The organism is Sorangium sp. So ce327, assembly GCF_051530205.1.
In the GTDB taxonomy this organism is placed as follows: Bacteria; Myxococcota_A; Polyangia; order Polyangiales; family Polyangiaceae; genus Sorangium; species Sorangium cellulosum_B.
Genome location: NZ_CP150330.1, coordinates 6,684,217 through 6,705,679 on the forward strand (window position 1 = coordinate 6,684,217; position 21,463 = coordinate 6,705,679).

A 21,463-nucleotide genomic window follows, 5' to 3' on the forward strand; every position below is an offset into this window, starting at 1 on the left:
GCGGTGGCTCATGCGCAAGCTCTCCCGCCCCGGCCTTGGCGGATGGCCGAGCGCCCACCCGCGCGCCGCCGCGCACAGCCCCCCGCCGGCGCGGCGGCTCGGCTCACCCCCTCTCCGCTACGCGGCCGCCGCCGGCTCCCCGGCCGCCGCCCCGGTCACGCCGCCCGCGCCCGCCGCCTCGATGGGCGCCTCCTCCAGCGCCGCCGCGATCACCTGGCTCATGTCCTCGACGAAGATGAGCTCCAGCTCGGCCCGCACCTCCTTCGGGATCTCCTCGGCGTCACGCGCGTTCTTCTGCGGCAAGACGACCCGCTTGATCCCCGCGCGGTGCGCCGCGAGCACCTTGGACTTGATCCCGCCGACCGGCAGCACCCGCCCACGCAGCGTGCACTCGCCCGTCATCGCCGTGTCCGAGCGCACCCGCCGCGCGGAGAGGAGCGACGTCAGCGCCGTGAACATCGTCACGCCCGCGGACGGCCCGTCCTTGGGCACGCCGCCCGCAGGGACGTGGATGTGCAGGTCCTCCGCCTCGAGCTTCGCCGTGTCGACGCCGAGCTCGATGGCGTGGCTGCGCACGTAGGTGAGCGCCGCCTTCGCCGACTCCTTCATCACGTCGCCGAGCTGACCCGTGATCTCGACCCTCCCCTTCCCCGGCATCCGCGACGTCTCGATGAACAGGATGTCCCCGCCCACCGGCGTCCAGGCGAGCCCGGTCGCGACGCCGGCGACGCTCGTCCGCTCCGCCACGTCGCTGAAGAACCGGACCTTGCCAAGGTACGTCCCGAGATCGCTCGCCTCGACGACCACGCGCGGCGCCTTGCCGTCCGCCGCGCGGGCGATCTCCAGCGCGACCGCCCGGCAGAGCTTCTTGATCTCGCGGCCGAGCTGCCGCACCCCGGCCTCGCGCGTGTAGTCGCGCACGATCGCCGCGAGCGCCTCGTCCGTGATCGACAGCGACCCCGGGTCGATCGCGTGCTCCTTGAGCTGCTTCGGGACGAGGTGCGACCGCGCGATCGCGATCTTCTCGTCCGGCGTGTAGCCGGACAGCTCGATGACCTCGAGCCGGTCCCGCAGCGGCGCCGAGAGCGCGCCGAGATCGTTCACCGTGCAGAGAAAGACGACCTCCGACAGATCGAACGGGAGCTCCAGGTAGTGGTCGACGAACGTCCGGTTCTGCTCCGGATCGAGCACCTCCAGCAGCGCCGCCTCGGGCGAGCCCCGCCACCCGGCGCCGAGCTTGTCGACCTCGTCGAGGAGCACGATCGGGTTCTTCACCTTGGCCTTCTTCAGCGCGTGCACGATCCGGCCGGGCAGCGCGCCGACGTACGTCCTCCGGTGGCCGCGCAGCTCCGCCTCGTCGTGCACGCCGCCGAGCGAGATGCGCACGAACGGGCGGCCCGTGGCGTCGGCGATCGACTGGCCGAGCGAGGTCTTGCCCACGCCGGGCGGGCCCGCGAAGCACAGGATCGTCGCGCGCGCCTTCCCGGTCAGCTTGAGCACCGCCATGTGCTCCAGGATGCGGCGCTTCACGTCGTCGAGGCCGCGGTGATCCTCGTCGAGCTTCGCCTTCACCGCGTCGAGGTCGTCCTTCACCTCCGCCCTCGCGCTCCACGGCAGGTCCGCGATCCACTCGAGGTACGTGCGGATCACGTTGTGCTCCGCGCTCTGCGGGCCGACCGACTCGAGCCGGCGGAGCTCCCGATCGGCGACGGCGCGCGCCTCCTCGGGGAGCCCGGCCTCGTCGAGGCGCCGCCGGAGGGCCGACAGCTCGTCCTCGCCCTCCTCGCCGCCCGCGAGCTCCTTCTGGATGGCCCGGAGCTGCTCGCGGAGGATCACCTCGCGCTGGCCCTTGCCGAGCTCGCGGCGCACGTCGCCGTCGATCTTCTTCTTGAGGTCCGCCAGCGCGGACGCCTCGGCGAGCAGGCCGGCGACCCGCTGGAGCCGCGGCACCACGCGGAGCTCGGAGAGCACCTCCATCTCCTTCTCGGTGGGCAGGCCGAGCGCGCCGGCGACCTGATCCGCGAAGACGCCCGGCTCCGCCCGGCTCGAGGCGGCGATCTCGGCGAGGTTGGTCCCCGTCTTCGGGCCGACCTCGCGGGCGCGCTCGCGCAGCGACGCCGCGAGCAGGCGCGCCTCCTCGGCCTCGCCGAGGAACTCGGGCGCGAGGGTGCCCTCGGCCCGCCACGTCGGCTCGGTCTCGACCAGGGCCGAGAGCGCGAAGCGATCGAGCCCCTCGATCACCAGCCGGTAGCCGTTCGAGACGCGCGAGATGTCGACGACCCGCGCGAACGTGCCGATGTCGTGGAGGTCCTCGCGCCGCGGATCCTCGCGCTTCGGATCGCGCTGCGCGATGACGCCGATCACGTCGCCGGCGTGGACGGCGTTGAGCAGCGCCACCGAGCGGGGGCGCCCCACCGGGAGCGTGAGCACGGTGCCGGGAAAGAGGACGCCGGTGCGGAGCGGGAGCAGGGGAAAGGGAGAACGAGGCGCGCTGGCGCCGCTGCGAAGCTGGCTCATGCGAACTCCTGTGGCAGCGGTCGGCTCGCGCCATCCCTGCCGGATCGGTCGAAGGTCAGGTGGACTGCGTGGACAGCGCGCTGCGCCTCCGCCCGTCAGGGCAGCGCAGCGCGCGGATGGGCTCACGTAGACCGCCGCGAGCAACCGCTCGGGCGAGCTCCATGAATCGATGAACGAAAAGTAAATTCGTTCACGCATCCGTCAACCCGCCCCCCCGGCGAGCGCGACGGCCGGATCAGAACGCCTGTACGCCGAGCACGAGGCCGGGCCAGGCGCGCTTGGTGCTGGTGGCGTCGGAGCCGAGGGGGGTGCTGCCGTAGGGGCTCAGGCGGGCGTCCGCCGGGGTGTCGCCGAACGAGACGTTGAAGCTGGGGCCCCCGAAGATCGCGAGCTCCGGGAAGAGGCGGAAGCCGAGGAGCGCGCGCGCCTGCGCGATCGTGGCCGCGGACTCGAGCGTCGAGGGCTCGTGGAGCGTGTACCCGAGCACGTCGACGTCGACATAGGCGCGCTGGTGGATGGAGAAGCGGCCGCCCAGGCCGAGCGCGGAAACCAGGAGAGGGCGATTGCCGATCGTGCGAAGGCCGATCCCGTAGATGTTGTGGAAGTGGTCGCTCCCGTGCTTGACGCCGGCCACCACGATGCCGGACTCGAGCCCCCAGACGTCCACGTGGAGGCGGCCCTTGCGGATGAAGTTGAACAACCCGAGCGAGAACGGCGAGTCGTCGGCGTAGTTCACGAGGCCGATCTGAGCGCCCCCCACCTTGCCGGTGGCGATGTTGAGGAGCCCGATCTGCACGTCCGCCGACTCGCCCGCGGCCACGTTGGTCAGGCCGGCCTGCAGGTCGGCCGACCCGCCGGCGGCGACGTTGACCAGGCTGAGCTGCACGTCCGTCGCCTCGCCCACGGCGACGTTGGCCAGGCCGATCTGGACGTCGGTCGCCTTGCTCACCGCGACGTTGGCCACGCCGATCTGAAGATCCATCGACGCTCCCACGGCGAGGTTGGCCATGCCCACCTGGGCTCCGTCGACCTGGCCGGCGGCGTTGAGCACGCCGACCTGCGCGCCCGCGACCTGGCCGGCGGCGGCGTTGATCGCGCCGATCTGCGCGCCCCGGAGCGAGCCGACGACGTTGACGCCGCTCGTGACCTGCACGCCGCGCGCCGGACCGAACACGAGGTTGGCCACGGTCGAGAGCTGCGCCCCGCACAGGAACGACGAGGAGATGCTGGCGCCCGCGCTGAGCTCGATGCCCGTGGTGCCCGCCGTGTACCCGGCGACGAGGTTCAGCGAGTAGCGGCGGACCACGTTCGTGCCGGTGGAGGTCGAGGAGCCGACGAGGGGGAGGACGTCGGCGCCGAAGAGGACGCTCGTCGCGCCGGGGGACGCGCACGGAGGCGGCTCCGGTGGCGCGGGGGCGGGGCGCGCACCCTTCGCGGGGCGCGCGGCGCGGGGAGGTGGCCTGCCGGCGGCGGGCGGCGCGGGCGGCGCGGGGGGCGCCGCGGGCGCTGGCTGCGCCGCGGCCGGCGCCTCGGGCGGGCGCTTGCCGAGCGCCGCGGCGAGCTCCGCGGCCTCGTCCCGGACGAGGTTGCCCGCGAGCAAGGCGATCGCCTCGGCGGCGCGATCGGGATCCTCGGGGACGTCGATGGTGCGCTCGATGCGGCGGCCGTCCGAGGCGCGGTACGTCAGCGTGACGCGGCCGTCGGGCTCGCCGCGCAGGACCAGCGTGGAGCGCCCGGCGATCGCCGCGGGGGCCAGCGTCACGCCGCCGCCGAGCTCGCGGCCGATGGCCGCGCTCACCGCAACGGGATCGAGCGTCCACGGCGCGCCGTCGATGACGAGATCGACGCCGGCGGCGCTCGGCTCCTCGGCGAAGACACCCGCGGGAGGCGCGGAGATCGCGGCGAACGCGGCCGCCGCCGCGAGGGCGCGCAGCAGGACGCCCGCGCGGAGGCGCGCGCCGAGCCCCGGGGAACGGCGCGGCGAGCCCCTCGGAGCCGCGGGGAGAGGAGCGGTGTCGGGTGTGTTCATCGACCGTGCTGTGCCCGCTCGCCGCGCGTTCGTTCACGCGCCGCCACGCTCACTCGTCCGCGCCGCTGAGCGCCTCGAGCAGCGAGCGCGACTCGTCCTTCCGGTAGCCGCCGAAGGCGCCCTGCGCGAACGGATCGAGCGCCCGCCGCGCCTCGTCCTTGCGGCCGAGGCGAACGAGGCAGAGAGCGCGGTTGTACTGGGCCTCCACCGCGAAGCGGCCGCGCGGAGCGGCGGCCAGGTACGCGTTCCACGCGTCGAGCGCGGCCGCCGGGTTGCGCTCGGCGAAGTGCGCGCGGTGCGCCGCCTGATAGAGCGCGTCCGCGTCGGGGCCGGCCGGCGGACGCTCGATGGCCTGCGGATCGCCCGCAGCCGGCCGCGGCGCGGTCGGCTGGCGCGCGGCGCGCGGCGCGACGGCCGCGACCGGGCGCGAGGCCGACCGGACCGGCGCGACCGCAAGCACCGGCGCGCGCGGCGGCGCAGGGGCGATCGGGGGCTCCGCGATCGGCGCAGGCAGCGGCGGCGGCTCCGGCGCGACAGCCTCCGCGCTCGCCTCGGCCTCGGGCGGCGCGCTCGCCTCGGCCTCGGGCGGCGTGGGCGCCTCGGCCGCGTGCCGCGGCCCGGACAGCGCGCGCTGCGGCGGCGGCGCGGGCGGCATGGTGGGCGCCTCGGAGACGCGCAGCCCGAGCCGCGACGCGAGGTCGTCCCAGCCGCCGGGGAACCAGCGCGCGGCCGAGGCCCACGCGACCGATCCGACGAGCACGGCGGCCAGCGGGACCACCACGCGGATCATCGCGAGGCGGCGGGCGCGCTGGGCCTTCAGGCTCCTCATCACGCGGGCGCGCGTCTCGTCGCGGCGGTTGCGCGACGCGTCTGCCTCCGAGCGCAGCGCGCGCGCGGCCTCGCGGAGCACGTCGTCCTTCTCCTTCACGGCGCCCTCTCTTCCAGCAGCGTCCGGAGCTTCTGCTTGGCGTGGAACAGCCGCGTGCGCACGGTGGCCTCGGGCACGCCCATGATCTCGGACGCCTCGCGCGCGCTGCGCTCCTCGACCTCGCAGAGCACGAACGCCACGCGCTGGGCCGTCGGCAGCGCGTCGAGGGCGCGGTTCAGGGCCTGGGCGAGCGCGGCGCGGCCGGCTTCCCGCTCGGGGCTCGACGCGTGCTCCTCGTCCGGCTCCAGGGCGAGCCGCTCCATGGCCGCGCGGCGCCGCGCCGCCGCGCGGAGGTGGTGGCGGGCGTGGTTGACCGCGATCGCGATGAGGAACGTCTTGAGCGACGAGCCGCCGCGGAACCGCTGCGCGGCCTGCGGCAGGCTGATGAAGACGTCGTGGGCCAGGTCCTCGGCGGACGCGTCGTCGCCGGTGAGGCGGCGGGCGAACCCGCGCACCGCGCCGTAGTGCCTGTCGTACGCCTCGCCGACCGCCGCGGCGTCCCCGCGCCGCAGCCGCTCGACGAGCTCCTCCTCCGCGTCCTGCGCGCGCTCGGCGCCGCGGGAGAAGAAGAACGGCATGAGGAGCGCCATGGTCTTCATCGGGCGCCACCTCTCCCCGGCGCGCGGGGGCTCGGCGTCGCCGGACGGCTGTGCCCCCGGAAAACCCGCTGCTCGATCCGTCCCATCTCGGTCCATCCCTGCGCCATCATCGTTACACCCGAACGCGCTCGGCGGCGTTGCCCGTTTGCCATCAACAAGCGTCGGAGAGCCCGGGTCGGCGTGAGGCACACCCCGTCGTGCCCGGCGTGGAGAAGAGCGTTCATGGTCGGCGCGTCGGTTTCGTGCCCGGAGGGGTCGGGAACGTTCAACCCCGGTGGTCGAAATCGACCGCCAGGGGTCCGGACGGCTCAAATCAGCGGCCAGGGAGCGCGATCGACCGCCGCGGTCCACCCCGCCGCCCGGGAGCTCCGGACCGGCGCCGTCGAGATCGTGCGCAGGCGCACGACCCGTTGAACGGAGCGCGTGGCAGCGGGCACGCAGCTCCGAGTGGGCAGAGGGCGCCGCGCCGACGAGCCGCGCCGCTGCCCTGGATCCATCGCTGATCAGGAGTGATGACACATGAGCATGCGCACGGCCTTCGAGTGGGGTCTCGGTCTCTCTTTGTCCTTCTTCTCGATGACGACGGTCGGTTGTTACATCGAGACTGGCGAGGACTGCGACTGGGACGACGACTGTATCGACGCGCCCGACGGTCCCGACTTCGAGCGCCCGGACTATGACGAGGACACGGATGACGACGACGGTGAGGAAGGCGCTAGTAGCGGCGGCGAGAGCAGCGCCAGCAGCGGCGGCGAGAGCAGCGCCAGCAGCGGCGGCGAGAGCAGCGCCAGCAGCGGCGGCGCGGGCGGGAGCTCCCCAGGGGGACCGATCGCCTGCGAGGCGGCGTGCGACTGCCCGAGCGGCGACGCGTGCGTCGAGGGGATCTGCAAGACGCCGTGCGCGGCCTCGTGCGATTGCGCCGAGGGCGAGTCCTGCGAAGACGGCTATTGCGCGCCCCCGCCGGAGCCGGCCATCTCCTGCGAGGCGGACTGCGACTGCCCGGGCGGCAACGCGTGCGTCGAGGGCGTCTGCACCTGAGCCGCGGGGCGCTCCCCGGGGCCGCAGAGCCCTGAGCTCGAAGCGCGTCGCATCGTGCGTCTCGTGAAGCTGCGCGCCCTCCTACCCCACAGCCCGACTCCTGATCGCCGAACTGGTGAATTCCGCGAAGCGGGGCAATCAGCGCGGCGGGGAGCCCAGGCTCACCGCGACGGGATGAGCCGCTCGAGCCGGGACATGTACCCCGGCAGCTCCGCCGCCAGCGCTCCGGGCAGCGCCCGGTCCGCTTCGAACAACATCGCCAGGTTGCCGTAAAGCGCCGCGTCCGCGAGGCTCGGGGCCTCGCCGAACAGGAACGGCGATCGCTTCAGCGTCCGGACGGTCGGCGCGAGCAGGGTCTTCGCGCGCTCGAGCAGCGCCGGGGTGTCGCGCTCCCACTGCTCGATACAGCCGGCGCCGAACTTGCGCTCCTTGATCAGCGTGTACAGGGCGCGCTGACCCGGCCGCTCCCAGGCGTCGCGGATGCGCGGCGACGCGATTCGAAACAGCACGTCCTCCAGCGGTCCGTCGCAGAAGTCCGCGTACGCCCAGACCGGGCCCTCGAGGACGTCGAGCGTCAAGCGCCGGGCGGCAGGGTCCTCGAGCAGGAGCTCGCAGATCCGCCGCGACTCGACCGTCACCCGGCCGTCGTCGCCGACAAGCACCGGAACGTAGATGTAGCCGCCGGTCACGCGGGCCAGCTCGTCGCGATCATCGTACGGCACCTCGACCAGCTCGTACGGGCGGCCCAGGAGGTCGAGCAGCATCTGAACTTTGCGGGCGAAGGGGCTGTATCGGAGTCGGTAGAGCTTCATGGCTTCCGGGATACCCCGGCGCGCCTGGACGAGCGAACGAATGTTTTCCATGGTACATGAGAAATTCTCATGACCAGCCCCGCCCCGGGGGATCCCCCTCCGCCGCTGCCGTCGCTCACCGCCCTTCAGGCGTTCGAGGCCGCGGCGCGCCATTCGAGCGTCACCCGCGCGGCGCGCGAGCTGGGCGTGACCCAGGCCGCCGTCAGCCACCAGATCCGCGCCCTCGAGGACACCCTGGAGACGGCGCTGTTTCGGCGCTCGCCGCACGGCATCAGCTTGACGGAGGACGGCGAGCGCTGGGCCGCGGAGCTGGGCGTCGTGTTCGCCAGGCTGCGCGAGGCGAACGCCCGCCTGCGGCGGCCCGCCGCGGACGCGCGGCCCGCCGTATCGGTCAGCGTCACGCCGTCGTTCGGGGCGCGCTGGCTCGTGCCGCGGCTCGGGCAGTTCCTTGTGAGCCACCCGGAGGTCGACGTGCGCATCTCCGCCACCGAACGCCTCATCGATCTCGCGAGAGAGCCGGTGGACATCGGCATTCGTTATGGACTCGGCAGCTACCCGGGCCTCTTGACCGTCAAGCTGGCGGACGACGCCCTGATCGTGGCCGCCGCGCCGAGCGTCGCGAGCAAGCGCGCTCGCTGGCGCGTCGAGGACCTGAGCCACGAGGTGTTGCTCGGGGACGACCACCCCGACGCCTGGGGCCGCTGGTTTCGCGAGCGCTCGCGCCGCCTGCCGGCCCGGGTGCGCCAGAGCCAGCTCACCGACTCGTCGATGCTTGTGGACGCGGCGGTGCGCGGTCAGGGGGTGGCGCTCGCGCGCTGGTCGCTCGCGGCCGCCGAGCTCGATCTCGGCCGCCTGGTGCTGCTCTTTCCCAGGCTCCCGGCGCTGCCGACGGGCCTCGCTTACTACCTCGTGAGCACGCGCGCGAGCCTGCGGCGCAAGCCGGTGGCCGCCTTCAGGGACTGGGTCGTATCCGAGGCCGCGAGCCTGCGCAGGCCCGGCGGCTGAGCCGCGGCCCGCTCACGTCGTGCGACTGCCCGAGCGGCAGCGCGTGCATCGAGGGGCTCTGCACCTGAGCCGCGGGGCGCTCCCCGGGGGCGGCTCCCTCTGACGCGGCCTCTCACGGACTCCGGTCCACGACGGCTTCGTACCGCGTCGCCCATGTTCGTCCTTGATCCCGCGCCCACGATAGGCCCCTGCATGCCAGTTCACCTTGGCGGCCGGGCTGCTAGCTCCGGGTGAGGCGCATGCAGCGGGAGGGAGCAGCCGTTGAGCTGAACCGCGTGGTGGAGTCGAACGCGACGTTCGCCAAGGCGCCTTGGGCCGGCCGTGAAATCGCGGCGGCAGGGACCGGGCGCGCTGACAGTTCAAGTTGAAGAGCAAGCGAGACAGGTCGATCGTCGGCCTCTCCAAGCTGCCGAATTTCCGCGACGACATCATCGCCACGTGGCGCTACATCAAGCTCCTGCTGGGACAGCTCTCACGGACGTTGGTCACCTCTCAAGAGGGTCTCCCCCGTCCGGCATCATTCTTCCGCCCCTCGCTCGAGCGGTTCGCCGGGCGTCGCGGCGCCTCACTGCCAACGTCGTCGACGAGTCCTGGGGCGTCTGCAAGCTCGTTGAGCAGGCACTCCGCGCGGCGCGGGCTTCGTCCGCGTTCTGCCTCACAAACAGAGACATTCTTGTTCCACTTGGGGCGTTCCAAGGAGATGTGCGTCGGCCAGCTCGACGGCTCTCTCGACGGGTTCGCCCACGCCGATGGTAAACGCCCATGTGCGGCGGAGGGAGCGTGTCCGGGTGGAATCGGAGCGATGACGATCGGACATGTTCTGCCGCCTCGGGCGCGCGTGCTTCCGGTTAGGCCCGTTGCGGAGCTTGCCCGCGGAATGCTCAGGTGCCAGAACCGAATTGAAGGCGCACGGAGGGCACCGCCAGCACAGCGGTCGTGAGGGGGTGCGCGGCTCGGAATGTACATGGCCGCAGATGGGGAGTGGAGAGCATGAGTCCTGGCCGAACGTTCTTCTTCGGCATCGCGTTCACCATCGTGGTCATCGCTGGCGCATGCAGCGACTCCGAGCCCGTTCCGGGCGTCGCGCGAGAGGCATTGAGCGCACTGACTCCGTTCGAGCAGGTCCAGGCGGCATGCGCCGGCGATTATACGAACGAGCACCAGTGCATGACGTGCGTAGCGCGCGCGGTTGCTCAGCTCCGACAGAGCGGCGTCATCACCAAGGGAACGCTCGTCTCCGCATTCGTGCAACCGTGCTCCGCTCACTGCATTCCGACATCATGCACGATCGCAAGCAAGAACTGCGGGTCGTTCTCCGACCTGTGCGGCGGGACTCTCGATTGCGGTACGTGCAGCCCGCCCGCCATCTGCGGCGGTGGCGGCATCCCCAACGTCTGCGGGCAACCGCCGAGCTGCTCCGATAACGTCAAGAACGGCAACGAGACCGACGTCGACTGCGGGGGAGGGACCTGTCCGGCATGCCCGGTAGGCGGGCAGTGCGCGGTAGGAGCTGACTGCACGAGCGGCCTGTGCGTGGGGGGTATCTGTCAGTAGCAGGCGGCGGACAAGTTCTTGTGGAACGCCTCGAGACGATATCGTCGAGCCGAGCCGCTGCCGCTCGCTCATCGTCTGGATCGAGCACCGGAATGGTTCTAGCGTTGGCGCCTGCGGAGGTCCTTCGACAGGCTTTCTGCGCTCTGGTGCTGCTCCTCCGCGTCCTTCGCGAGGAGCCTCATGACAATGGCCGACAACCCCGGATGCACGGAGTCCGCGGGCAGCGGCGCGGGAGGCCGGGCGAGGTGGGCGTGCATCCGCTCGAGCGGCCCCTAGCCATCGAACGGACGACGCCCTGCGAGCATCACGTGGAACACGACCCGAGCGAGTAGAGGTCTGTACGCGAGGCGAGCGCCCGGTTCATCCGGCCCGCCTGCTCCGGAGACTCCGTTCTGGCGAGGCTCCGATTGACCCCCAGCAGGAAGGTGGACGCCAGGCCAGCCATCTGCAGCTGTCACAGGTTCGGCTAGCGGGCGGGCTCGCGGCCGACGAGGCCGTAAACGACGATCCGGTGGACCGCGGAGAGCATCGCCTCCACCTCTTCACGGGAGCCCTGGAACAGCCACGGAGGAGCGAAGCTCGCATAGGCGCGCAGGAGGGCGCGCGCGGTGAGCTCGGGGTCGGCAACGTCGAGCTCGCCGGCGCCGGCGCCGCGCACGACGAGATCGCGGAGGAGCGCGCGCTCCTCGTCGAGGAAGCGGGCGTGCGCCGCCTTCACGGCGCGGCTCTGGCAATGCACGAGATCGCACGCGTGCGCGCCCGAGCCGGCAAGCTCCAGGAAAGCGCGCGCGCGGGCATCGAACACCGCCCGCAGCCGGTCGCAAAAGGGCACGTCGTCCCTGGCCGCGGCGGCGCGCATCGCGGCCATGACGGCGCGGTGCTCGCCCTGGGAGAGCTCCTCGACGATGGCGTCCTTGGAGGCGAACTCCAGGTACACGGCGCCGACCGCGATCTCGGCCTCGCGCGCGATATCGGCGACGGTGGTCTTGGCGGGCCCGTACCGGCGGAGGAGCCGCTCTGTCGCCTCGAGGATCCGCTGGCGCCGCTCACCGGCGCCGCTGGGGTGACCGTGCTCCATGAGGTGAGCGATGTTCTCCCGGATTCATGGCCGGGGGAAGCGTCCTGGCGGGCGGCCGGGAGGGACCATGGGGACGCCACGGCGCGCGGGCGCGGCGCGCTGGCGCGGGTGTGGCGGCGCGCTGGCATGGGCGCGGCGGCGCGCTGGCGATGGCACGAACCCGACGGCGCGCGGGCCGCGCCCGCGCGACGGGGCCCAGCCCCGAGATTGATCGCCGTACGCCCGGCGGCTATCGTGGGCTGGCTTTGCACCGGATTTTCCGCGAAGATCGCGCTGTTCAAGGGATCCGCGGTCCGGCGTGCGAGGGGACCGAGCCATGACGAGCACCGCGCCGACACACGACGAAGCCGAAGGGCTGGTGCGACCGGGGCAGGTCATCGCCGAGAAGTACCGCGTCGAGCGGGTGATCGGCGCCGGCGGGATGGGCGTCGTCGTCGCCGCGACCCACCTCCAGCTGGAGGAGCGGGTCGCGATCAAGCTGCTCCTGCCCGAGGCGGCGAAGTCGCGCACGCTCGCCGAGCGCTTCGTGCGCGAGGCGCGCGCCGCGGTGAAGGTCAAGAGCGAGCACGTGGCGCGCGTGACCGACGTCGGGACGCTCGACTCCGGCACGCCGTACATGGTGATGGAGTACCTGTCGGGCAGCGACCTCGCCGACGCGCTCCGCGCGGGCGGGCCGATGACCCCGCAGGCCGCCGTCGAGTACGTCCTCCAGGCCTGCGAGGCGCTCGCCGAGGCGCACGCCGCGGGCATCATCCACCGCGACCTCAAGCCGGCGAACCTGTTCCTCACGCGGCGCGCGGACAGCTCCCCGTGCGTGAAGGTGCTCGACTTCGGGATCTCGAAGGTGGCGACCGGCGGCTCCGACCCGCGGATCACCGACACGAAGGCCATCATGGGGTCGCCGCTCTACATGTCGCCCGAGCAGCTCAAGTCCTCGCGCGACGTCGACGCGCGCACCGACATCTGGTCGCTCGGCGTCATCCTGTTCGAGCTGCTCACCGGCGCGCCGCCGTTCGACGGCGCGACGATGCCGCAGCTCTGCGTGGCGATCATGCAGGGGATCCCGAGCCCCCTCGCCGCGTTCCGCTCCGACGTGCCCCCGGCGCTCGAGGCCGTGATCCGCAGGTGCCTGGAGAAGCTGCCGGAGCAGCGGTTCCGCCACGTCGGGGAGCTGGCCGAGGCGCTCGCGCCGTTCGCGACCGGGCGGGCCCGGCTCTCCGTCGACCGGATCAGCGGGATCTCGCGGAGCTCGGGGCCCCCGCGGCCGGAGCTCCCTTCGGCGAACGGGGTGACCACCTCTCCGACCGTGGTGAACACGTCGCTGAACACCTCGCCGACGTGGAGCGGGACGGTCGTGCCGCGGAAGCGGCCGGTGGGGCTCGCCGTCGCGGCCGGCGCCTTCGTGTCGCTGATCGCCGCGCTCGCGGTCTTCGCGTTCCTGACGTCCCGCTCGCGCGGCGACGGCGCGGCGACCGAGCCGGCCGCCAGCGCGTCGGCGGCGCGGTCGCCGGCGGACGCCGCGGCACAGCCGGCGACCGCGCCCGCGTCGCTCTCGCCGACCGTCACGCCCGGCGGCGCCGAGGCCCCCGCGCCGGTGGACGACCGCACGGCGGCGCCGGGCCCGGCCGAGATCCCCCCTGCGCCCCCCGCGGCGCCGGCCAGCGGCAAGCCCGCGGCGCCGCGCCGGCCGAGCGCCGCACCACGACCCCCGGCCGCCACGCAGGCCACGCAGGCTCCGGCCACCCGGCCGCCCGCCGCCCCACCCGGCGGCAACCTGTTCGACGATCGCAAGTGAGGACACCACCATGACGAGCCTGCCCGTGAAGCACCTCGGGCGCCTGCTGGCGCTCGCGATGTTCCTTGCCGCCCTCCTCTCGGGCGGCCGCGACGCGAGGGCCGACACGGCGGCCGCGCAGGCCCTGTTCGACGCGGCCAAGCAGCTGATGGCCCAGGGCAAATACGCCGACGCGTGCCCCAAGCTCGAGGAGAGCCAGCGGCTCGACCCGGGGATCGGCACGCAGTTCAACCTCGCGGCCTGCTACGAGCAGCTCGGCCGGACGGCGAGCGCGTGGTCGATGTTCCTCGAGGTGGCCGGCGCGTCGAGGGCCGCCGGCCAGGTGGAGCGCGAGAAGGTCGCGCGGCAGCGCGCCGCCGCGCTCGAGCCGCGGCTCATCCGGCTGACGATCACGGCGCCGGCCGACTCCCCGGCCGACCTCCAGGTGAAGCGCGACGGCGCCCTCGTGGGGCGCGCGCAGTGGGGCACGCCGGTGCCCGTGGATCCCGGGAAGCACACGGTCGAGGCCTCCGCCGCCGGCCGAGCGCCGTTCGCGAGATCCATGGAGCTCACCCGGGCGGGCGCCTCGGAGACGCTGGCCATCCCGCCGCTGCCCGCGGGCGCGCCGGCGCGCGACGCCGCGCTCCCGCCGAGCGGCCCCGCCGCGCCTGCGGGCGCCGCCGCGCCCCCGCCGAGCGGCCCCGCCGCGCCGCGAGCGAGCGGCGCCCCGTTCGCGCCGGTCGCCGCGCACGCGCCGGCGCCCCCGGCTGCGCCGCTGACCAAGCGCCGCAGCAAGGGGATGATGGTCACCGGCATCGTCCTGACGAGCCTCGGCACCATCGCCCTCCTCGGAGGGGGCCTGGTGATCGCCTCCACCCCCTCGTGCTCCGGCGACGGCTGCGAGTACGACTCCAGCGACCCGTTCGCCGACGACGCGGGCTACGAGGAGGACGGCTCGGAAGGTGCCGGGGTCGGGCTCGTCGTCGGCGGGCTCGTCCTCGCCGGCGTCGGCATCCCGCTCGCCATCATCGGGGGCCGCAAGGTGCCGGTGCAGCCCGAAAAGCAGGCTGCCTCCACGCCGGCGCCGCCGCCCGAGCTCGTCATTGGCCCGCGCTACGCCGGGCTCCGCTGGTCCATGTGAGCGCCGGCGCGGCGCTGCGCCGGCCCGGCGCGCGCGGCGGTGCGCCGCCGCGGCGAGGGGCGAGCGGCGCCGTGAGCGCTCATTCCGGATCGATCCGGTACACGGTGCCGCCGAGATCGACGACGTAGACCCTGCCGGCGCCGTCCTGCCCGAAGCTGGCGATGCTGAAGCCGAACGATCCGAGGTCGTCCGTTCGGTCGACGGGCGCGGAGGCCACCCCGGCCTCGTAGGTGAGCGTCCAGACCCTGCCGCTGCAGTAATCGCCGTAGAAGTAGCTCCCCCGGAGCCACGGGATCTCGCTGCCCCGGTAGACGTAGCCGCCGGTGACCGAGCAATCCTCGATGACCCGCCCGGCGTGGCCGTACTCGACGGCAGGGAGCGTGATGGTCCCCTCGAGATCGCAGCTCTCCGCGGGGATGAAGCAGTGCGCGCCCTCCATCCGGCGCCAGCCGTAGTTCTTCCGTCCCTGCCCGGCCGGCTCGATGTTGATCTCTTCCCAGAGGCGGTTACCGACGTCCGCGATGTAGAGATCGCCCGTGCACGCGTCGAAGCTGAAGCGGTACGGGTTCCGCAAGCCATAGTCCCAGATCTCGGGCAGGACGCCTTCGCCCGTCATGTTCCCTTCCGGGATGCTGTACGGGTGTGTCGAGACGTCGAGGCGAAGGATCTTCCCGAGCAGGGTCGTGAGCGCCTGGCCGTTGCCGATGTCCGCATGGTTGGGGCCCGCGTCGTTGTTGTCCCCGCCATCGCCTAGCCCGAGATAGAGGAAGCCGTCGATCGGGCTGAACTCGAGCGAACCGCCGTTGTGGTTTCGATGCAGATCCACGACCTCGAGGTACATGGCCACCGGGTCTGGACTGGCCACGTCCGGTCGCTCTCCCCGCGCGAACTCGACCACACGCGCGTTGCCGCCCGTCGCCTCGTCCGTGTAGTGGACGAAGAAGCGACCGGTGTCCTCGTAATCGGGGTGGAAGGCGAGCCCGAGGAGGCCGCGCTCGTTGTTGTCATTGAACAGGACGCGATCCCGGATATCGAGAAACACCTTGGGCTCCGTCGCTCCATCGTCGAGGACGAGGATCTGGCCAGGCTGCGTCAGGATGAAGAGCCGCGTGGGGTCGCCCGGCGCGGATTTCACGAGGAGCGGGTGATCGAGGCCGGAGACGAGCGTCGTGAGCTTCAGCGCGCCCTCGTCCTCGCTCGGCGGCGCGCAGCTGAATCCCGCCGCGGGCTCACCACCGCCGCTCCCGCCAGCCCCGCCGCCGCCAGCGGCGCTGCCGCCCACCCCGCTGCCGCCAGCGCCGCTCGCGCCAGCCCCGCCGCCGCCAGCGGCGCTGCCGCCCACCCCGCTGCCGCCAGCGCCGCTCGCGCCAGCCCCGTTGCCGCCACCTCCACTCGCGCCCGCTCCGCCGGCTGCGGCCGACGAGGCCCCGCCGGTCGTGCCGGGCGGCAGCGGAGAGATCGACGCCTCGCGCGAGCAGGCGATGAACGCGAGCTCGGCCGCCAGAGAAAGCGCGATGAGCGGAAGGGGCGACAGGGCTGAGCTCGACGGCCTCATGGCTTGACGATATCGTAGATCGAAGCTCAGGGCGGCGAAGATCCGGTGTTGGAGGCGCCCGCACGCCCCGCGCGCGATCGAGGGCGCCCGCCGCGCGCGCACGCCGGACGGCGCCGCTGCGGGCCCCCCTGACGCGCCTGCGCCGGCGTTCGGGGCGTGGCGAGATCGCGAAACGAGCCCCGCGATCCACGCATCGATATCGATGGAGCTGGCCCCATCGCCGCACTTCGAGCGAGGCCGAGCACACGAGAGCATGGCATCCGTTTTTCCGCGCTGGAGCAACACCGCTTTCCGACTCGCCATCGCCGCCGTCTTCCTCGGCGGCGCGGCGGCCGTGTCAGCGCCGATGATCTACGTGCGCTCGGACTGGAACACCGGGCGGCACCTGCCCGTGCAGCAGCCGGTGCAGTTCGACCACAGGCACCACGTGCAGGACGACGCCATCGATTGCCGGTTCTGCCATCACACGGTCGAGCAGACGGCCACGGCGGGCATGCCGTCGACGGCGCTGTGCATGGGCTGCCACAGCCAGGTCTGGAATCAGAGCCCCAAGCTCGAGCTCGTCCGGAACAGCTATTTCTCGGGCACGCCGATCGTCTGGAACCGCGTCACCGACGTGCCCGACTTCGTCTTTTTCAACCACGCGATCCACGTGAACAAGGGCGTCGGCTGCGTGACGTGCCACGGCCGCGTGGACCAGATGCCCGACGTCCGCCAGGCGACGCCGATGACGATGGGCTGGTGCCTCGACTGCCACAGGTCGCCGGAGCGTCACCTCCGCCCGCTCTCCGCGATCGTGGACATGGACTGGGACCCCGGCCCCGACGCGGAGCGGATCGGCCGGCAGATCGCGCAGGAGGTCGGCGCGCGGAGCCTCGTCCACTGCTCGACCTGCCACAGGTGAGCGCGCGCGGGCGCAACGCGAGAGGCCAACGAGGGATCCACGCGAGACACAAAGGGAGCCTGCGAGAGCACGCGAGACAGAAGGCCAACAGGCGGCGAGCAGCGGAGCGCCGCCACGGCGGCGGCGCCGATCCACCGATGACCTGAAGAGGGACGATGGCTGATCAGAGACAGACCCCGTGGAGCCCCGCGCTCGACGGCAAGACCGGTAAGGCGTACTGGCGCAGCCTGGCGGAGCTCCTCGAGTCACCGGAGCTCCGCGAGGCCGCGGCGCGGGAGCTCCCGGGCGGCGGCGGCGAGCCCGTCGCGGTGAGCCGGCGGAGCTGGCTCAAGCTCCTCGGCGCGAGCATGGCGCTCGCCGGCGTGTCCGGGTGCAGATCGAGGGCAGCGGACAAGATCGTCCCTTACGTGACGACGCCGCCCGAGGTGACGCCCGGCGTCCTCCGGTATTACGCCACGAGCCTCGATCTCGACGGGTTCGCCACGGGCGTCCTCGTCGAGAGCCACGAAGGGCGGCCGACGAAGATCGAGGGCAACCCGGAGCACCCGGCGAGCCTCGGCTCCACCGGCGCCTACGAGCAGGCGTCGGTGCTCGGCCTGTACGATCAGCACCGCGCGCGCGCGGCGCGGCGCGGCCACGACCCGGCGACGTGGCAGGCGTTCGTCCAGCAGTTCGGGGGCGCGCGGAGCGACGGCGGCGCCGGGCTCCGGTTCGTCCTTCGTCCCACCGGCTCTCCGCTCGTCCTCGACCTCATCGGCCGCGTCCAGGCGCGCTATCCGGCCGCCCGGTTCACGTTCCACGCGCCCGCGAGGTCGGCGCACCCGGCGCGCGGGGCCGAGCTCGCCTTCGGCGCCCCGCTCCAGGCGCAGTACGACTTCCGGACGGCGGACGTGATCCTCGCGCTCGACGCCGACTTCCTCGCGTCGATGCCTTTCCACGCGCGGTATGCGCGCCAGTTCGCCGAGCGAAGGCGCCTCGGCTCGCCGACGGGCACCATGAACCGTCTCTATGTGATCGAGCCCGGGCTGACCTCGACGGGGAGCATCGCCGATCACCGCCTGCGCAAGCGGCCGAGCGACGTGCCGGCGATCGCCGCGGCGATCGCCGCCGAGCTGCTCCTCACCGAGGGCGCGCGGCCGGGGTTCATCCCTCCCCAGGCGCTCGGCGCGCTCGAGCCGCTCCGGGCGCGGGTCAGCGAGGCGGAGAGGCGCTTCGTCCGGGCGCTCGCGCGCGACCTCGCGCGCGGCGGCCTGGCGAGCGTCGTCGTCGCGGGGGAGCGGCAGCCTCCCGGGGTTCACGCGCTCGCGCACCTCATGAACACGGCGCTCCGCAACGACCGCGCGGCGTGGACCACCGCGGGGACCTTGATCACGGCCGGCGCCGCCGAGCAGGACCTCACGGCGCTCGCCGAGGAGATCCGCCGCGGCGCCGTCGACACGCTCGTGCTCCTCGAGAACAACGTGGCGTACACGGCGCCCGCGGATCTCGAGCTCGCGGCGCTGCTCGGCTCCGTCCCGAGCCGCGTCTACCTCGGCCTCTACGAGGACGAGACCGCCGCCGTCTGCGACTGGTTCGTGCCCGCCGCCCACGATCTCGAGGCCTGGGGGGACGCGCGCGCGTACGACGGCACGACCTCGCTGGTCCAGCCGCTCATCGAGCCGCTCTTCCAGGGCAAGACCACCTCCGAGGTGCTGGCGGTGTTCGCGGGCGAGCCGCCGAGGAGCGCGCGAGAGCTCCTGCGCGACGCGTGGGCCGCGCGCCGCGGCGGCGCCGATTTCGACGCGTTCTGGGAGGACGCGCTCCGGCGCGGGCTCGTCGAGGGCACCGCGGCCCCGCGCGAGAGCGCCTCGCTGCGGCTCGACGGCGTGATCGCGGCGCTCGCGCAGCTCGCGGCGGCGGCCCCGCCGCCGGCGGAGGCCCTCGAGGTCGCCTTCTCGGTCGACGCGAGCGTCTATGACGGCCGGTTCGCCAACAACCCGTGGTTGCTCGAGCTGCCGGATCCCGTCACCAAGCTCACCTGGGACAACGCAGCGCTGGTCAGCCCGGAGACGGCGAAGGCGCTCGGCGTCGAGAGCGAGGATGTCGTCGATCTCGAGCTCGGGGGGCGGAAGATATCGATACCGGTCCTCGTCGCGCCGGGGCACGCCGACAGGACGGTATCGCTCACGCTCGGTTACGGGCGGAGCGGCGCCGAGTCGATCGCCGCCGGGGTGGGGTCCGACGCGTACCGGCTCCGCGCCGCGGCCACGCCGTTCTTCGCGGCGGGCGTCTCGGTGACGAAGCGGCCCGACCAGAAGCACAAGCTCGCCAGGACGCAGACGCACTTTCGCCTGGAGGGGCGCCCTGTCGCGCTCTCGGTCCCCCTTACGGTCTACCGCGAGCACCCCGGCTTCACGGAAGCGCTGAAGGGGCCGCAGCCGTCCCTCATGCCCGCGGTGGCCGCGCCTGGGACGCCGCTGAAGGAGCAATGGGCCATGACGATCGATCTCACGATCTGCACCGGCTGCAGCGCGTGCGTCGTCGCGTGCCAGGCCGAGAACAACGTCCCCGTGGTGGGCAAGGAGGAGGTCCTGAACAGCCGTGAGATGCACTGGCTCCGCATCGACTCGTACGTATCGAGCGACCCGCGCGACACGGCCGTCGTCCATCAGCCCATGATGTGCCAGCACTGCGAGAAGGCGCCGTGCGAGTACGTGTGCCCCGTGAACGCGACGACGCACAGCCCCGACGGGCTCAACGAGATGACCTACAACCGCTGCGTCGGGACGCGGTTCTGCTCGAACAACTGCCCGTACAAGGTCCGCCGCTTCAACTGGTTCGACTACGGCGAGCTCCACGCGTTCAACACCGGGCTCTCGAGGCTCCAGCGCAACCCCGACGTGACCGTGCGGGAGCGCGGCGTCATGGAGAAGTGCACGTACTGCGTCCAGCGGATCCGCCGCGCCGAGATCGCCGCGCGGGTCGAAGACCGCTCGATCCGCCCGGGAGAGGTCGTCACCGCCTGCCAGCAGGCCTGTCCGACGCAGGCGATCCAGTTCGGCTCTCTCACGCACGAAGAGACGGCGATGGTGGCGTGGCGGGGCGAGCCGCGGAGCTACGCGGTGCTGCACGACCAGGGCACCCGGCCGAGGACCATGTACCTCGCGCGCGTCAACAACAAGAACCCGGAGATCGAAGAGCCGTGACGGAGCCTCTCCTCCTCGGGCGACCCACCGACGAGGCGCTCTCCGAAGAGCTCCTGTCGGTCGTCTGGAAGCCGCGATCCAGGCTGTGGTGGGCGGCGTTCACCCTCACCGGCGCCGGGACGGTCCTGCTCGCGATCTCCGTCCTCTACACCATCACCACCGGCATCGGGGTCTGGGGCAACAACATCCCGGTGGGCTGGGCGTTCGGGATCATCAACTTCGTGTTCTGGGTCGGCATCGGCCACGCGGGGACGTTCATCTCCGCGATCCTGCTCCTCCTCGAGCAGCGCTGGCGCACGAGCATCAACCGGTTCGCCGAGGCGATGACGCTCTTCGCCGTCATGCAGGCGGGCCTCTACCCGCTCCTGCACCTCGGCCGGCCATGGTTCGCCTACTGGCTCGTCCCCTACCCCTCCACGCTGGGGACCTGGCCCCAGTTCAAGAGCGCGCTGCCGTGGGACGCGGCGGCCATCTTCACGTACTTCACGGTCTCTCTCGTCTTCTGGTACGTCGGGCTCCTCCCCGACTTCGCGTCGCTCCGCGACCGGGCCCCCGACCGCCGGCGCCGGATCATCTACGGTGTCCTGTCGCTCGGCTGGCGCGGCTCCGCGTCCGCGCACCGCCACTACCGGCTCCTCTACGGGCTGCTCGCCGGGCTCGCGACGCCGCTCGTGCTCTCGGTGCACTCGATCGTGAGCACCGATTTCGCCATGGCGCTCGTCCCGGGCTGGCACGCGACGATCTTCCCTCCGTTCTTCGTCGCCGGGGCCATCTTCTCCGGCTTCGCGATGGTGCTGACGCTGCTCATCCCGGCGCGTCGGATCTTCCACCTCGGGAACGTCGTCACCCAGAGGCACATCGACAACCTGAGCAAGATGACGCTCGTCACCGCCTGGATCGTCATCTACTCGTACATCATCGAGCTCTTCGCCGCCTGGTACAGCGCGTCGGAGGTCGAGATCTACCAGTTCTTCGTCGCGCGCCCCACGGGGCCGAACGCCGCGGTCTTCTGGGCGCAGATGATCTGCAACGTGCTCGTGCCCCAGCTCCTGTGGTTCCCGAAGGTCCGGAGGAACATGATCCTTCTCTGGATCATCTCGATCCTCGTGAACGTCGGGATGTGGTCCGAGCGGTTCGTGATCATCGTCCTGTCGCTGCAGCGCGAGTTCCTCCCCTCGGCGTGGCACGCCTATCGCCCGACGTGGGTCGACATCTCGATGTTCGCCGGGACGATCAGCTTCTTCCTGCTCCTCTTCCTGATCTTCCTCCGCCTCTTCCCGTTCGTGCCGGTGGCCGAGGTCAAGGAGCTGAACCACGAGCTCCGCCACAAGGAGAAGCACTGAG

The 21,463-nt window shown here is 72.5% G+C and carries 15 protein-coding genes; 8 read left to right on the forward strand and 7 right to left on the reverse strand.

Translation table 11 applies throughout. The features are described from left to right. Window positions 1-117 precede the first annotated feature (117 nt). From lon to WME95_RS25000, 4 genes are all read right to left on the reverse strand, one after another. The gene (lon, locus tag WME95_RS24985; RefSeq protein WP_437910893.1) at window positions 118-2,517 is read right to left on the reverse strand and encodes an endopeptidase La; all 2,400 of its coding nucleotides are present in this window, start codon (window positions 2,515-2,517) and stop codon (window positions 118-120) included. A gap of 235 nt (window positions 2,518-2,752) precedes the next feature. Next, complete coding sequence (locus tag WME95_RS24990; RefSeq protein WP_437910894.1) at window positions 2,753-4,546, reverse strand: LA_2272 family surface repeat-containing protein; 1,794 nt, start codon at window positions 4,544-4,546, stop codon at window positions 2,753-2,755. A 49-nt stretch (window positions 4,547-4,595) separates the two neighbouring features. Continuing rightward, entirely contained in the window at window positions 4,596-5,474 is an 879-nt protein-coding gene (locus WME95_RS24995) for a tetratricopeptide repeat protein (protein ID WP_437910895.1), read from the reverse strand. Then, on the reverse strand, window positions 5,471-6,073 hold the full coding sequence (locus tag WME95_RS25000; protein ID WP_012237139.1) for an RNA polymerase sigma factor: 603 nt from the start codon (window positions 6,071-6,073) through the stop codon (window positions 5,471-5,473). Before WME95_RS25000 ends, WME95_RS24995 begins: the two co-directional genes overlap by 4 nt. Before the next feature lie 519 nt (window positions 6,074-6,592). Here WME95_RS25000 and WME95_RS25005 point away from each other — a divergent pair. After that, window positions 6,593-7,111 carry a hypothetical protein gene (locus WME95_RS25005; protein ID WP_437910896.1) on the forward strand — a complete coding sequence of 173 codons (519 nt, stop codon included), beginning with the start codon at window positions 6,593-6,595 and terminating at the stop codon, window positions 7,109-7,111. Window positions 7,112-7,272: 161 nt separating this feature from the next. On the opposite strand, the gene WME95_RS25010 is transcribed toward WME95_RS25005, so the two are convergent. Beyond that, window positions 7,273-7,974 carry a glutathione S-transferase family protein gene (locus tag WME95_RS25010; RefSeq protein ID WP_437910897.1) on the reverse strand — a complete coding sequence of 234 codons (702 nt, stop codon included), beginning with the start codon at window positions 7,972-7,974 and terminating at the stop codon, window positions 7,273-7,275. 18 nt (window positions 7,975-7,992) lie between these two features. On the opposite strand from WME95_RS25010, the gene gcvA reads away from it, so the two are divergent. Together gcvA and WME95_RS25020 are read left to right on the forward strand one after the other, a co-directional pair. Then, window positions 7,993-8,928: a transcriptional regulator GcvA gene (gene gcvA, locus WME95_RS25015; protein ID WP_437910898.1), complete on the forward strand. Its 936-nt coding sequence runs from the start codon at window positions 7,993-7,995 to the stop codon at window positions 8,926-8,928. Window positions 8,929-9,918: 990 nt separating this feature from the next. After that, window positions 9,919-10,482 carry a hypothetical protein gene (locus tag WME95_RS25020; RefSeq protein ID WP_437910899.1) on the forward strand — a complete coding sequence of 188 codons (564 nt, stop codon included), beginning with the start codon at window positions 9,919-9,921 and terminating at the stop codon, window positions 10,480-10,482. A 466-nt stretch (window positions 10,483-10,948) separates the two neighbouring features. On the opposite strand, the gene WME95_RS25025 is transcribed toward WME95_RS25020, so the two are convergent. Next, on the reverse strand, window positions 10,949-11,560 hold the full coding sequence (locus WME95_RS25025) for a TetR/AcrR family transcriptional regulator (RefSeq protein ID WP_437910900.1): 612 nt from the start codon (window positions 11,558-11,560) through the stop codon (window positions 10,949-10,951). A 316-nt stretch (window positions 11,561-11,876) separates the two neighbouring features. Here WME95_RS25025 and WME95_RS25030 point away from each other — a divergent pair, with 316 nt between their 5' ends. Next, a complete protein-coding gene (locus WME95_RS25030) occupies window positions 11,877-13,355 on the forward strand; it encodes a serine/threonine-protein kinase (protein WP_437910901.1) in 1,479 nt (492 codons plus the stop codon). 10 nt (window positions 13,356-13,365) lie between these two features. After that, window positions 13,366-14,475 carry a hypothetical protein gene (locus tag WME95_RS25035; protein ID WP_437910902.1) on the forward strand — a complete coding sequence of 370 codons (1,110 nt, stop codon included), beginning with the start codon at window positions 13,366-13,368 and terminating at the stop codon, window positions 14,473-14,475. A 79-nt stretch (window positions 14,476-14,554) separates the two neighbouring features. Here WME95_RS25035 and WME95_RS25040 read toward each other — a convergent pair whose 3' ends face one another. Further along, window positions 14,555-16,030, reverse strand: a complete 1,476-nt coding sequence (locus WME95_RS25040) for a PQQ-dependent sugar dehydrogenase (RefSeq protein ID WP_437910903.1) — start codon at window positions 16,028-16,030, stop codon at window positions 14,555-14,557. Window positions 16,031-16,283: 253 nt separating this feature from the next. On the opposite strand from WME95_RS25040, the gene WME95_RS25045 reads away from it, so the two are divergent. The 3 genes from WME95_RS25045 to nrfD all read left to right on the forward strand — a co-directional run bounded on the left by WME95_RS25045 (window position 16,284) and on the right by nrfD (window position 21,462). After that, window positions 16,284-16,934, forward strand: a complete 651-nt coding sequence (locus WME95_RS25045; RefSeq protein WP_437910904.1) for a cytochrome c3 family protein — start codon at window positions 16,284-16,286, stop codon at window positions 16,932-16,934. 155 nt (window positions 16,935-17,089) lie between these two features. After that, window positions 17,090-20,119, forward strand: coding sequence for a TAT-variant-translocated molybdopterin oxidoreductase (locus WME95_RS25050; RefSeq protein ID WP_437910905.1), 3,030 nt, complete (start codon window positions 17,090-17,092; stop codon window positions 20,117-20,119). Then, window positions 20,116-21,462, forward strand: coding sequence for an NrfD/PsrC family molybdoenzyme membrane anchor subunit (gene nrfD, locus WME95_RS25055; protein WP_437910906.1), 1,347 nt, complete (start codon window positions 20,116-20,118; stop codon window positions 21,460-21,462). The genes WME95_RS25050 and nrfD overlap by 4 nt, the downstream gene beginning before the upstream one ends. Window position 21,463 lies beyond the last annotated feature (1 nt).

Excerpts from the sequence above, each read along its gene's own strand:
- lon (WP_437910893.1), bottom strand. The coding sequence starts at position 2,517 with ATGAGCCAGCTTCGCAGCGGCGCCAGCGCGCCTCGTTCTCCCTTTCCC.
- WME95_RS24990 (WP_437910894.1), bottom strand. The coding sequence starts at position 4,546 with ATGAACACACCCGACACCGCTCCTCTCCCCGCGGCTCCGAGGGGCTCG.
- WME95_RS25000 (WP_012237139.1), bottom strand. The coding sequence starts at position 6,073 with ATGAAGACCATGGCGCTCCTCATGCCGTTCTTCTTCTCCCGCGGCGCC.
- WME95_RS25005 (WP_437910896.1), top strand. The coding sequence starts at position 6,593 with ATGAGCATGCGCACGGCCTTCGAGTGGGGTCTCGGTCTCTCTTTGTCC.
- WME95_RS25010 (WP_437910897.1), bottom strand. The coding sequence starts at position 7,974 with ATGGAAAACATTCGTTCGCTCGTCCAGGCGCGCCGGGGTATCCCGGAA.
- gcvA (WP_437910898.1), top strand. The coding sequence starts at position 7,993 with ATGACCAGCCCCGCCCCGGGGGATCCCCCTCCGCCGCTGCCGTCGCTC.
- WME95_RS25020 (WP_437910899.1), top strand. The coding sequence starts at position 9,919 with ATGAGTCCTGGCCGAACGTTCTTCTTCGGCATCGCGTTCACCATCGTG.
- WME95_RS25025 (WP_437910900.1), bottom strand. The coding sequence starts at position 11,560 with ATGGAGCACGGTCACCCCAGCGGCGCCGGTGAGCGGCGCCAGCGGATC.
- WME95_RS25030 (WP_437910901.1), top strand. The coding sequence starts at position 11,877 with ATGACGAGCACCGCGCCGACACACGACGAAGCCGAAGGGCTGGTGCGA.
- WME95_RS25035 (WP_437910902.1), top strand. The coding sequence starts at position 13,366 with ATGACGAGCCTGCCCGTGAAGCACCTCGGGCGCCTGCTGGCGCTCGCG.
- WME95_RS25040 (WP_437910903.1), bottom strand. The coding sequence starts at position 16,030 with ATGAGGCCGTCGAGCTCAGCCCTGTCGCCCCTTCCGCTCATCGCGCTT.
- WME95_RS25045 (WP_437910904.1), top strand. The coding sequence starts at position 16,284 with ATGGCATCCGTTTTTCCGCGCTGGAGCAACACCGCTTTCCGACTCGCC.
- WME95_RS25050 (WP_437910905.1), top strand. The coding sequence starts at position 17,090 with ATGGCTGATCAGAGACAGACCCCGTGGAGCCCCGCGCTCGACGGCAAG.